Below are 12801 nucleotides of genomic sequence, written 5' to 3'. Positions count from 1 at the left end.
AATATATAAGCTTTTGCCTGCATACAGGCATGTGCTTTGATTACTTATTTATCGTTTGCTGCTGCAACGCCTGGAAGCTCTTTACCCTCTAAGAACTCTAAGGATGCTCCACCACCTGTTGAGATGTGGCTCATCTTGTCACCGAATCCAAGCTGGTTAACTGCTGCTGCAGAATCTCCACCACCGATGATGGTTGTTGCATCTGTATCTGCTAAAGCTTTTGCTACAGCGATAGTACCTGCTGCAAGAGTTGGGTTCTCGAATACACCCATAGGTCCGTTCCAAACAACAGTCTTAGCAGTCTTAACAGCATCTGCGAAAAGTGTCTGTGTCTTAGGTCCGATATCACAGCCTTCTCTGTCTGCCGGCATCTTGTCTGCATCATAAGTTTCTACTTCAACTGGAGCATCGATAGGATTTGGGAAATCTTTGATCGTTACAGCATCTACCGGAAGAAGAAGTTTCTTTCCAAGTTTCTCTGCCTTTGCCATCATTTCTTTACAATAATCGATCTTAGTATCATCTACTAAAGAGATTCCGATTTCATATCCTTTTGCTTTTAAGAATGTGTAAGCCATACCACCACCGATGATTAAGGTATCACATTTCTCAAGTAAGTTGTTGATTACATTTAATTTATCAGCAACTTTTGCACCACCAAGAATTGCAACGAATGGTCTTACCGGATTCTCTACTGCATTTCCAAGGAAGTCGATTTCTTTCTGCATTAAGTATCCAACTACTGCAGTGTCAACTAACTGTGCAACACCTACGTTAGAACAATGTGCTCTGTGAGCTGTTCCGAATGCATCATTTACAAATACATCACAGATAGAAGCAAGGTCTTTAGAGAAAGCTTCTCCGTTCTTTGTCTCTTCTGGTCTGAAACGTGTATTCTCAAGCAAGATAACATCGCCATCGTTCATAGCTGCTACTGCTGCTCTTACGTTCTCACCAACAACTTCAGGGTCAACAACGAATTTAACTTCCTGTCCTAATAACTCTGTAAGTCTTGCTGCTACTGGTGCAAGAGTTTTGGTCTGTTTATCTTCTTCTGTTTTTACTTTTCCTAAATGGGAGCAAAGGATAACCTTTCCACCATCAGCGATTAATTTCTTGATTGTAGGAAGTGCTGCAACCAGACGGTTCTCGTCTGTAATCTTTCCTTCTTTTAATGGTACGTTGAAATCACATCTGCAAAGAACGCGAAGTCCTTTTACATTAATATCATCTATAGATTTTTTATTTAATGACATATTAAGTAGTCTCCTTTAAATTTTATTTCTAATAGCAAGAAAGAGCCCGGTCCCAAAAGACCGGACCCTTTTCCTGAGTCTTATCTGCACTCTGGCAGCCTGTCGCTTAAAAAAGTAGTCTACCGTGCAGTGATTGTTCGTTAAACTACGGGAAACACGCTTTGCGGGTTTCTCTCGTAAATTATGCTAACTCGCTGAAGTATTTGATTGTACGAACCATCTGAGATGTGTAGCTGTTCTCGTTATCATACCAAGAAACAACCTGTACTTCGTACAGATCATCAGATACCTGGTTAACCATGGTCTGTGTTGCATCGAACAGAGAACCGAATCTCATTCCAACGATATCAGAAGATACGATTTCGTCTTCATTGTATCCGAAGGACTCGTTAGCTGCTGCTTTCATAGCTGCATTGATATCTTCTTTTGTAACGCCAGCTTTCTTAACAACTGCTGTTAAGATTGTTGTAGATCCTGTAGGGGTTGGAACACGCTGAGCAGATCCGATTAATTTTCCGTTCAGTTCTGGGATAACAAGTCCGATAGCTTTTGCTGCACCAGTGCTGTTTGGAACGATGTTAACTGCTGCTGCACGAGATCTTCTTAAATCACCTTTTCTCTGTGGTCCATCAAGAGTCATCTGATCACCTGTGTAAGCATGGATTGTTACCATGATACCAGACTGGATTGGAGCATATTTATTTAATGCATCAGCCATAGGAGCTAAGCAGTTTGTTGTACAAGAAGCTGCTGAAATGATTGTATCAGATGCTTTTAATGTCTCATGGTTTGTGTTGTATACGATTGTAGGAAGGTCATTACCTGCTGGAGCAGAAATAACAACTTTACGAGCACCTGCATTGATGTGTGCCTGTGCTTTCTCTTTGCTTGTATAGAAACCTGAACACTCTAATACAACGTCAACTTTTAATTCACCCCATGGGCAGTTGTTTGCATCTGGGAATGCATAGATTTTGATTTCTTTTCCACATACGATGATAGAATCATCTGTGCAGGATACTTCATCAGCATGCTCATATTTACCCTGAGAAGAATCATATTTTAACAAGTGTGCTAACATTTTAGGGCTTGTTAAATCGTTGATTGCTACTACTTCGTATCCTTCAGCACCAAACATCTGTCTGAATGCCAGACGACCAATACGGCCGAATCCATTAATTGCTACTCTTACTGCCATTATTAATTCCTCCTAGAAATTTAATATAAAATATCTTTATTTGGGATTGTACCCAATCTGGTATTATTCTAACCAATTTTTGTCGAAAGTTCAAGTAGTTCCCATCACTTTGTTAATTTTTTCACTATTTTTATTTCTTCTTTCTCATTTTCAAACAAATGTTACAATAGCTTTTCCATTTTTCATACTGTCTTTTGACAGATTGTCAAATTTCTATTATAGTATTCTGTGTATTATATACAAAGATTTTACTATACTTGTGAAAATGTAACATTTTTCTTAGTAGAAATGTGTAAACACCGGGTAAGGTTTGTGCAATATGTAGGCGAAAGGAATGGGAAAGCTTCTTCCCGAAAACACTGGAACAGTTATGATGTGAGAATCCGCAGCACTTTACGGGCAGTATTTTTCTTGAAATTAGGCTGTCTTTCCGGCTGCTTTGACCGGATACTGCTTTTGTCTGCCAGCAGCGGATACCACACTTTGTCTGAAGGGACTCTAAGAATTCCTGCAAAGATATTTGATTTGCGGCAACCGGCACAAATTCATATCCATATTCAGATTGTGCCTCGCTGGTACATCCATGTACCAGCGTTGCCGGGTTGCAAAGGGAATTCTAAGAGTCCCTAACAGACGCTGTTCACGGTATCCGCACGCTGGCAGACAAAATGCAGTATACTGTCAAACATTGGAAAGACTGCTTATTATAAAAGAAAGAAAAATACTGCAGGTTGAAGTGCCGGCTTCTTACATAAAAGCGTTCCGGTGCTTTTGGGAAGAAGCTTTCTCATCCAGTTCCCCACCTGCACAACCTTACCCGCCATACACCCCACAGAAAGGAGTACACTATGCTTTGGGACACACATATGCACACTGCTTTTTCTACCGACAGTGAGGCCTCACCGGAATCCATGATTGAAGCATCTATTGAACTGGGACTTGGCGGAATCTGCATTACCGACCATATGGATTATGATTATCCAAAAGAACATCCGGAGGATGAACCGGAATTTATCTTAGACACTCCGGTCTACTTCCCAACTATCCAGAAGCTGGGACAGCAATACAAAGATAAAATAAAAGTGCTGACCGGCATTGAGCTTGGATTGCAGCCTCATCTTGCAGCGAAACATCAGGAACTGATAAGCCGGTATGACTTTGATTTTGTCATCGGCTCTTCCCATGTAATCCACGGCAAAGACCCTTACTACTCCCGCTTTTTTGAAGGAAAAACCGAACAGCAGGCTTATCTGGAATATTTTGAATCTATCCTGGAAAATCTTGCGGTATTTGATAATTTTGATGTATATGGACATATCGATTATGTGGTACGCTACGGTCCAAACCGGAACCTTAAATATTCTTATCAGAAATATGCCGATGTCATTGATGCGATTTTAGAAAAGCTCATTGATATGGGAAAAGGAATTGAAATCAATACCGGTGGTTTCAAATATGGTCTGGGACATCCGAATCCAACAGAAGATATTATAAAACGTTATCACGAACTAGGCGGTGAAATCATTACCATCGGTGCCGATGCCCACAAACCGGAGCATGTTGCATTTGATTTTGCAAAAGTACCGGATATTTTAAAGGCCGCAGGCTTTCAGTATTTTACTGTATTCGAAAAGAGAAAACCGGCTTTTCTTCCGTTGTAAACTATGGGAATCACGCTTTACGAATTTCTCTTCTTATTGCGGTGTTCACCAAATCTGTATGCAGGCACGCGATTTTTCCTGTGTATGCAAAAGTAACGGCGCGGTTCGTCAACTGCGGAAACAACATAAATACAGTAAAGGGCACTTATCATGTCTCCTAAGTTGACGAACCACGCCGCCTTTTCTATCATAAGAAAATTGTTTTTACTTCAAATCCTACCCCAGCAGATGCAGCCGTTCGAATGCATGATACAGTCCGTCTTCATCAATCTTATCTGTAACCATATCCGCATACTGTTTTACTACCGGAATCGCATTTCCCATTGCCACTCCTGTTCCTGCAAATTGCAGCATTTCCACATCATTTGGTCCATCACCAAAAGCAATGGTATCTTCCCTGCCTATCTTTAACTCATCCATAAGCCGCTGCATTCCGGTTGCCTTGTTGACTCCCATCTTCGTCATTTCACCGGACATCTGACGATCCTTGCCAAAGCTTGCTCCGGTTATCTTGATATAATTTCCGACTTCCTTCTGCATCACATCCACCGGAATATCGGCATCAAAATACATTCCACTTTCAAGAGCCGGCATCTGTTCCGGATGTTCAACAAGCGTCAATCCGTTTAGAGCACCGTCAATATCAAGTCCAAGCCGCATACAGCGTTCTCTCATTTTCTTTGCATTCTCTTCATCCACATAACGTCCGTTGATTCCCTGCAGCATAAAGCATGCACCGTGCTCCTTCAGCACCTCTACCATATCCTGCACCTTATCATTTGCCAGAACGCTATGGTAAATCACCTTATCATTTGCAGACACATAAGCACCTGCCGAAGCCACAATGGCATCAAATCCAAACTCTAAAAGCCATGGATACACATTCGTTACAGTTCTTCCGGTACATAACGAAATCAGATGTCCCCGCTTTCTGGCCATGCTTAATGCTTCCCTGGCAGATTCCGGCATGTGCATGGTGAAATCCACCAGGGTTCCGTCTACATCCAAAAAAATCAGTTTACGGCTCATTATTCTGCGTCCCGAATCGCTTTTCGAACCGGAAGAACACAGCCAGGAGAAACAGATAATTCATCTACCCCCATCTCTAAGAAACGCTGGGTCAGAGTTGTATCTGCCCCAAGTTCTCCACATATTCCTGCCCAGATGCCTGCCTTGTGTGCATTTTCCACGGTCATCTGAATCAGCCGGAGCACTGCTTCATGATGCGGATTATAGAAGCTGTCAAGCTTTGCATTCTGACGGTCAATTGCCAGTGTATACTGGGTCAGGTCGTTGGTTCCGATACTGAAGAAATCAACCTCTTTTGCCAGTTCATCACTCATTACTGCTGCTGCAGGAGTTTCAATCATGATACCCTGCTCCACATTTCCAAAAGGAATCCCTTCCTTTGTAAGTTCTTCTTTCACTTCTTCTGAAATTGCTTTAATCTTACGCACTTCATCTACCGAAATAATCATCGGATACATAATTGCAATATTTCCGTAATTGCTTGCGCGGAATAAAGCACGGAGCTGGGTCTTAAAAATTTCCGGCCGGGTCAGGCAGATCCGGATGGCACGATATCCCATTGCCGGATTGTCTTCTTTGTCGAGGTTAAAGTAGTCCACCTGCTTATCGGCTCCGATATCCAGGGTACGGATAATAACCTTCTTTCCTGCCATGGTCTCTGCGACCTGCTTATAAGCTGCAAACTGTTCTTCTTCTGTTGGAAAGGTATCTTTTTCAAGATAAAGAAATTCACTACGGAAAAGTCCGATTCCACCGGCATCATTTTTAAGTACTGCCGCTAAGTCAGAGACATTTCCGATGTTGGCATACAGATTGATTTTCTGACCACTCTTTGTCACATTTTCTTTTCCCTTTAAAGTCAGCAGTAATTCCTTCTGTTTTGCATCCTCTTCTGCTTTTTTCTTATATTCTGCCAAAGTTGCTTCATCCGGTTCAATGATAAGAGTTCCGGTATAGCCATCCACAATTGCCTGTTTTCCGTTCCACTCTTCCTTGATTTCCACACCAATCAGTGCCGGGATGCCCATAGTTCTTGCTAAAATTGCAGTATGGGAATTCGTAGAGCCAAGCTGTGTTACAAATGCCAGCAGCTTACTTTTATCCATCTGTACGGTTTCACTCGGAGCTAAATCCTTTGCTACGATAATAACCGGCTCATCCCCAAGGTCGCTTCCCATATCATTTCCACATAATACATTGATGACACGCTCAGAAATATCCTTCATATCAATGGAACGGGCTTTGAAATACTCGTCATCCATATTTGCAAATACTTCTGCAAAGTTATCTCCGGTAACACCTACCGCATACTCTGCATTTACGCTCTGACTCTCAATAAGATTGTGAACGGAATCATTATAATCTCCATCCTCTAACATCATGGCATGCACATCAAAAATCTGTGCATTTACTTCACCCACTTCTTTTAATGCTTTCTTGTAAAGCTTGTGGAGCTGTTCAATTGCAGTCTGCTTTGCTGCTTCATAGCGGGCAATCTCTGCTGCCGGGTCTTCTATTCTCTTTCTTACCACCTGATTTTCAGCTTTTAAAAGGAGTTTTACCTTTCCGATTGCAATACCGCTGAATACCTTTTTTCCATTAAACTTTTCCATAGTCCATACCTTCTTTCTTTTATAAGTTTTCTCCATTTGAAGCAATTACTTCTTTATACCAGTCGAAGGATTTTTTCTTTCTTCTTGCAAGAGTTCCGGTTCCATCATCATATTTTTCTACATAGATGAAGCCATATCTCTTTGCCATTTCTCCGGTGGATGCACTTACTAAATCAATGCATCCCCATGGTGTATATCCCATCAGGTCAACGCCATCTTTTACCGCTTCTTTCATCTCTTTGATATGATCCCGCAGATAGTCGATACGGTAATCATCCTGAATGCTTCCATCTTCTTCTAATTTGTCATAAGCGCCAAGGCCATTTTCTACTACCATAACCGGAATCTGATAACGGTCATAAATTTCATTTAAGGAATAATGTAAGCCCTGTGGGTCAATCTGCCAGCCCCAGTCACTTGCCTTAAGATATGGATTCTTAAGACCGGCAATCAGGTTTCCATCCGTCTGCTCGCCATTTGGATCTTTTGATACACAACTGCTCATATAATAGCTGAGGGTATAGAAATCCACACAGCCTTCCCGCAGAATTTCTTCATCGCCCGGTTCCATTTTAACATGAATATTATTTTCTTCAAAATACCGCTCCATATACGCCGGATATTCTCCTCTTACCTGCACATCGGAACAGAACCAGTTCATAATCCGCATTTCCTTCTGTGTTGCTAACACATCCTCCGGATTGCAGGTAAATGGATACTTGGTCATAAAGACATTCATATCACCGATAAGATATTCCGGATATTTTTCATGTGCTAATTTTACTGCTTTTGCGCTGGCAACAAACTGATGATGTAATGCCTGGAAACGAACCTTCGGGTCATCCGGAATCTCAGTAATTTTTCCCTCATAGCCTTTTACGGTTCCAAGGGAAAGCAGGTTGCCAAGCGGTGTGGTTCCACCATTGATTTCATTGAAGGTCAGCCAGTATTTTACTTTGCCCTGATATCTTTCGAAAATTGCCTTGCAGTAATTCAAAAAATAATCAATACATTCTCTGGCTTCCCAGCCATTGTATTTTTCAATCAGTGCATATGGCATTTCATAATGGGAAATGGTTACCAGCGGCTCAATGCCATATTTTAAACACTCATCAAATACTTTATCGTAGAATGCCAGTCCTGCTTCGTTTGGTTCATTCTCCATTCCGGTCGGGAAAATTCTTGTCCATGCAATGGATAAACGGAATACTTTAAATCCCATTTCTGCAAATAATGCAATATCCTCTTTGTAATGATGATAGAAATCAATTGCTTCGTGGCTCGGATAGAGATATTCCGGATGAATGGTTCTTGTTACCTTTTTCGGCTCGGTATGGGAACCATTCGTACACATATCAGAAACAGATGCTCCTTTTCCATCTACATCCCATGCTCCCTCAAACTGATTGGCTGCGGTTGCACCGCCCCAGAGAAAATCTTTACGAAATGTCTTCATTGCTTTTTCCTCCTGCTTCTTTTTATTTTTATTTGTGAAAATTTATAATTTCTGTTTTTATATTTTTCTTTTCTCATTCTGCCCTGCAATAAGGCTTCTGATTTTGTTGGATAGAGCACGAGCCCTTTATCAGAGCCCGCACCCTTAGGTATAAAAAACTATGGAAAACTAATTTATAAAACGGTAATCAATGCGTCCAACGCTGCAACTTTCTTTGCATCTGTCGGAACTACATCTGCGTAATCTGCTGTGTTGCTGATGATAACCGGAGTCAGAACGGAATATCCTGCTCCTGTAATCTTTGCAATATCAAATTCCAATAAAAGGTCACCTTTCTTTACTTTGGCTCCCTGTGCTACCTTCGGTGTAAATCCTTCTCCATCTAATTTCACGGTATCCATGCCCACATGAATCAGGATTTCTGCTCCGCCATCGGATACTATTCCAATGGCATGACCGGTTGGGAAGAAGGTTACTACTTCGCCATCACATGGTGCATATAATTTGCCTTCGGACGGGAGAATAGCAACACCCTGACCTAATGCTCCGCTTGAAAATGCTTCATCTTCTACTTCTTCCAAGGCTTTTACTTCTCCGGTAAGAGGAGATGCAATTACCTGGTTTGCTGCGGTTTTTGTGCCTTTCTTTTCTATTTTTGCTTCATCATTCTGTGGAGCATCATCATGATAGGTAATGTAAGTTGCTACGAATGCAACTACCATAGCTACTGCCATACCGATTAATACCCAGATCAAACTGTAAACGCTCTTTGACTCACCATCGATGAATGCCGGAAGTCCGAAGAATCCAAGACCCCCCATCATATAAGTTTTAACTCCGGCAAATCCTATGATTCCACCACCAATAGCGGATGCAATACAGGAAATTACGAATGGTTTTTTCTTTGGAAGTGTAATACCATAAATACATGGCTCTGTTACACCAAAGAGTCCTGAGATAAACGCCGGTAATGCAATATTTCTAAGTTTCTTATCTTTTGTCTTTAATACAATTGCCAGTACAACCATGGACTGCGCAAAAGATGCTGCGAAATATGGAGAAAGGATGAAGTCATATCCTAAAGTTCCATAATTAATCATTGCCAGTGGAACAAGTCCCCAATGTAATCCGAAGATTACCAGTACCTGCCAGAATGCTCCGACTAAGATACCTGCTACAAGACCTCCTACAACCGGAAGGTTATAGATTGCTCCGAAAATAATACCGATAATGTTGCAAAGGAAAGTAGATACCGGTCCGATTACCAGATAGGTAAGTGGAACCATTACTGCCAAAGTTACAACCGGAACGATAAATGTTTTAATAACGTCCGGAATTACTTTCTTTAATCTCTTTTCCAGCCAGGCAGCACAAGCCACTGCAATAACAATTGGTACTACTGAAGAAGTATAACCACTGGATGGCATAATAACAGGAATTCCAAAAAAGGTTGTATAATAATTCATTTCAAAGGAAGTTCCTGCAAACAGGGAACCTATCAGTTCTCCTGAAGTCAGATTAACCAGTGCCGGATAGGTAAGTGATATACCAAGTGCCATTCCGATAAATTCATTCATCTTAAATTTCTTTGCTGCAGTATATCCTAAGATAATCGGCAGGAAATAGAAGAATCCGTCTCCAATGGAATACCAGAGCTGATATGCTCCGCTTGTGGTAACATCAATTCCTGACTGACTTGCGATAAAAGACCACAGCGCCAAAAGACCTTTGATAATACCTGCTGCACAAAGCACACCAAGGAATGGCTGGAATACACCGGAAATCAAATCAATGAGTCTTGCGCCAAGCCCCATCTTCTCTCTGCCGTCTTCTGCATCCTCGGAAACAGCTCCATTTCCGGCCAGATGTGCATGTTCACAAACCACATCATAGACATCCGGTACATGATTTCCGATTACTATCTGATACTGTCCGCCGGATTTCATTACTGTCACAATTCCTTCCGTTGCTTTTAATACTTCGGTGTTAGCCTTGGACTCGTCTTTTAATTTAAAACGAAGTCTGGTAACACAGTGCGCAAGGCTTATGATATTCTCCCTGCCGCCTACGTTCTGGATAATAATTCTTGCCAGTCCATCATACTTACTTGCCATAACAATCCCTCCATTTTTATTTTTTATAGCATGTTCATTTTTATCTAAAACACTCTTGTGTTTTATTCATTTTGTTAAAAACAACGAATGTGCCTTGGCACATTCTCGCGCCTGCGGCGGTCGCTTGCGACATCTACCTTATACGCCGCAGTGTGCATCCTCGCGGAGCGTTTTTTAATTTACAGGAAAGCAATTTCCTGTAAATTAAAAAAGCCCAAACAAATAAAACTCTTCCTATGAGTCTTATTCGTCTGGGTTTTGCCGTCTTAACGTAACAATCCCTTGCCGAAAGGGTATTTACTTATTCATACTGTGAATCACACGATGAATGTGTACTGCCAGATAGGAAATCTCTACATCCGAGACTTCATAATCAAGCTTCTTCTTCATGTAACTCTTTATCTTCTGTGCACATTCGTAGGAACGCGGGAAACGATCCGCAATCAACTGGTCAAATTCTTCATCATTACGTTCACTGTCTTCCCGACTGATTACCCGCTGTACAAAGAATCTTAAATGCGTTACAAAACGCTCATAGGACAGGCTCTTTTCATCCAATTCCACCTGAAAGGTATATCTGACTATATTGAGTATATCCTTTATCATTGCCGGCATGTTCCTGGACTGATTCATCTGACCGCCCATCTGTGCATTTACCAGATGCATCGCAATAAATCCAGCTTCATCCTCCGGCAGCTCCACGTCTAGTTCCTGTTTTACAATATCTAAGGCTTTCAATCCCACCTGAAATTCTGCATTGTAGAATTTCTTCATCTCCCAGGAAAGCTCATTCGCAACAACGATGCCCTGCTGCTTTCTCTCTATGGCGTATCCCAAGTGGTCTGTTAATGTCACATAAATATTTTTACTTAAATGATAACCTAATGTTTCTCTGGCATATGCGATAACCAGCTCGGCTGTCCGGATATATTCATACGGCATGTCCTTTACCACCTGCATGAACTGGCTGGTACTTTCGTCCGGAAGGGAGAATACTTTTTCTATCTTTGTCTCATCTATTTCTTCTCCGGCTTTCTTTCCGAAGCCTATGCCCTTTCCCATAACGATGATTTCTTTACCTTTATCGTCCTCGGAACTGATCACATTATTGTTAATTACTTTGATAATCTGCATTACGTTTCACCTGTTTATGATATAAAAAAAGCTGCATTACACTCTAAATAATCCGACCTAACAATTATCTTAAAGTGCAATCCAGTCTTGCCTATCTCTAGTAACAATCCGGTTTGCGTCCCTGCTTATTACATTACAAATGTACTATATTTTATCAGAAACGTCAAGTCCGGAATGTAAACTTCGTATATAATATATAATTTTATCATTTCATTTTTGTGCACAATTCACTATTTTCCTATAATGATTCCACCGCCTGCGACAAATTCCCCATCATAAAATACCACCGCCTGACCCGGTGTCACAGCACGGACCGGTTCTTCAAAATGACAGCGGATCCTGCCCTCTCCGATATTTTCCACGGTACACATGGCTCCTGCATGTCCATAACGGATTTTACCTAAGAGACGTCTGCCATCAAAATCGGTAAGTCCCATATAATTGACATGGTCTGCAACCAGCGTATCCGTAAATACATCCTCTGGCGAACCTACCACTACTTCATTGGTTTCCGGTCTTATTTCTGTTACAAAAATCCGTTTGCCATATGGTATATTCAAGCCACGGCGCTGTCCTACGGTATAGTGGGTAATTCCTTTGTGCCGTCCGATAATTTCACCGTCTTTTGTCACAAAGTTTCCCTCTCCCGGAACTGCATCTCCAACCTCACGGTCAATAAAACCTGCATAGTCATTATCCGGGATAAAGCAGATTTCCTGACTGTCTCTCTTATGAGCCACCGGAAGTCCCACCTCTTCTGCGATTTTGCGGATTTCATCTTTATGATAAGCACCTACCGGCATCAATGTATGGGATAACTGCTCCTGTGTCAGGTTATATAATGCATAGGTCTGATCCTTGGCTGCTGTTACAGATTTTGCCACTGCGAAACGTCCGTTGTCACATTTTGCAATTCTTGCATAATGTCCGGTTGCAATATAATCTGCTCCGATGCTTAAGCTTCTGGCAAGAAGTGACTCCCATTTCACATAACGGTTACAGGCAATGCATGGATTCGGCGTTCTTCCTGCCAAATATTCTGCCACAAAATAATCCATTACATACTGTTTAAATTCCTGTTTAAAGTTCATCACATAATATGGTATTTCCAACCGGTCAGCCACTCTTCTGGCATCATCCACGGCACTTAGGCCACAGCAGCCACCATTTTCCTGCTGCTGTGTCTCTTCCTCATCCTGCCAGATCTGCATGGTTACACCAATCACATCATAGCCCTGTTCCTTTAAAAGATATGCCGCAACGGAAGAATCCACTCCGCCGGACATTCCAACTACTACTTTTTCCTTCATATATTTAATCCTATCCTACAGGCAAATTTT

At 41.6% G+C, this 12801-nt stretch carries 9 protein-coding genes; 1 reads left to right on the top strand and 8 read right to left on the bottom strand.

Annotated features, from left to right (window positions below):
- Positions 1-44: 44 nt before the first annotated feature.
- Together DW059_RS00935 and gap are read right to left on the bottom strand one after the other, a co-directional pair.
- Positions 45-1256: a phosphoglycerate kinase gene (locus DW059_RS00935; RefSeq protein WP_022242404.1), complete on the bottom strand. Its 1212-nt coding sequence runs from the start codon at positions 1254-1256 to the stop codon at positions 45-47.
- 181 nt (positions 1257-1437) lie between these two features.
- Positions 1438-2454 carry a type I glyceraldehyde-3-phosphate dehydrogenase gene (gene gap, locus DW059_RS00930; RefSeq protein ID WP_022242405.1) on the bottom strand — a complete coding sequence of 339 codons (1017 nt, stop codon included), beginning with the start codon at positions 2452-2454 and terminating at the stop codon, positions 1438-1440.
- An 848-nt stretch (positions 2455-3302) separates the two neighbouring features.
- Between gap and DW059_RS00925 the strand changes: the two genes are divergently transcribed.
- Positions 3303-4115 carry a histidinol-phosphatase HisJ family protein gene (locus DW059_RS00925; protein WP_117696909.1) on the top strand — a complete coding sequence of 271 codons (813 nt, stop codon included), beginning with the start codon at positions 3303-3305 and terminating at the stop codon, positions 4113-4115.
- Between the two features lie 216 nt (positions 4116-4331).
- Here DW059_RS00925 and DW059_RS00920 read toward each other — a convergent pair whose 3' ends face one another.
- The 6 genes from DW059_RS00920 to mnmA all read right to left on the bottom strand — a co-directional run bounded on the left by DW059_RS00920 (position 4332) and on the right by mnmA (position 12771).
- Positions 4332-5144 (bottom strand): HAD family hydrolase, encoded by an 813-nt coding sequence (locus DW059_RS00920; protein WP_117696906.1) that lies wholly within the window; start codon positions 5142-5144, stop codon positions 4332-4334.
- Positions 5144-6757 carry a phosphoenolpyruvate--protein phosphotransferase gene (gene ptsP / locus DW059_RS00915; RefSeq protein WP_117696963.1) on the bottom strand — a complete coding sequence of 538 codons (1614 nt, stop codon included), beginning with the start codon at positions 6755-6757 and terminating at the stop codon, positions 5144-5146. The genes DW059_RS00920 and ptsP overlap by 1 nt, the downstream gene beginning before the upstream one ends.
- Positions 6758-6776: 19 nt before the next feature.
- Positions 6777-8213 carry a glycoside hydrolase family 1 protein gene (locus tag DW059_RS00910; RefSeq protein WP_022242409.1) on the bottom strand — a complete coding sequence of 479 codons (1437 nt, stop codon included), beginning with the start codon at positions 8211-8213 and terminating at the stop codon, positions 6777-6779.
- Positions 8214-8386: 173 nt separating this feature from the next.
- On the bottom strand, positions 8387-10327 hold the full coding sequence (locus DW059_RS00905) for a beta-glucoside-specific PTS transporter subunit IIABC (protein WP_117696903.1): 1941 nt from the start codon (positions 10325-10327) through the stop codon (positions 8387-8389).
- 297 nt (positions 10328-10624) lie between these two features.
- A complete protein-coding gene (licT, locus tag DW059_RS00900) occupies positions 10625-11461 on the bottom strand; it encodes a BglG family transcription antiterminator LicT (RefSeq protein ID WP_022242411.1) in 837 nt (278 codons plus the stop codon).
- Positions 11462-11691: 230 nt separating this feature from the next.
- The gene (mnmA, locus tag DW059_RS00895) at positions 11692-12771 is read right to left on the bottom strand and encodes a tRNA 2-thiouridine(34) synthase MnmA (protein ID WP_022242412.1); all 1080 of its coding nucleotides are present in this window, start codon (positions 12769-12771) and stop codon (positions 11692-11694) included.
- Between the last annotated feature and the right edge of the window lie 30 nt (positions 12772-12801).

Origin of the sequence: Roseburia sp. AF42-8, from assembly GCF_003435965.1 — a bacterium.
Classification (GTDB): domain Bacteria; phylum Bacillota; class Clostridia; order Lachnospirales; family Lachnospiraceae; genus Roseburia_C; species Roseburia_C amylophila.
The sequence above is the reverse complement of the archived record's forward strand: the minus strand, read 5'-3'. Positions and strand labels throughout refer to the sequence as shown.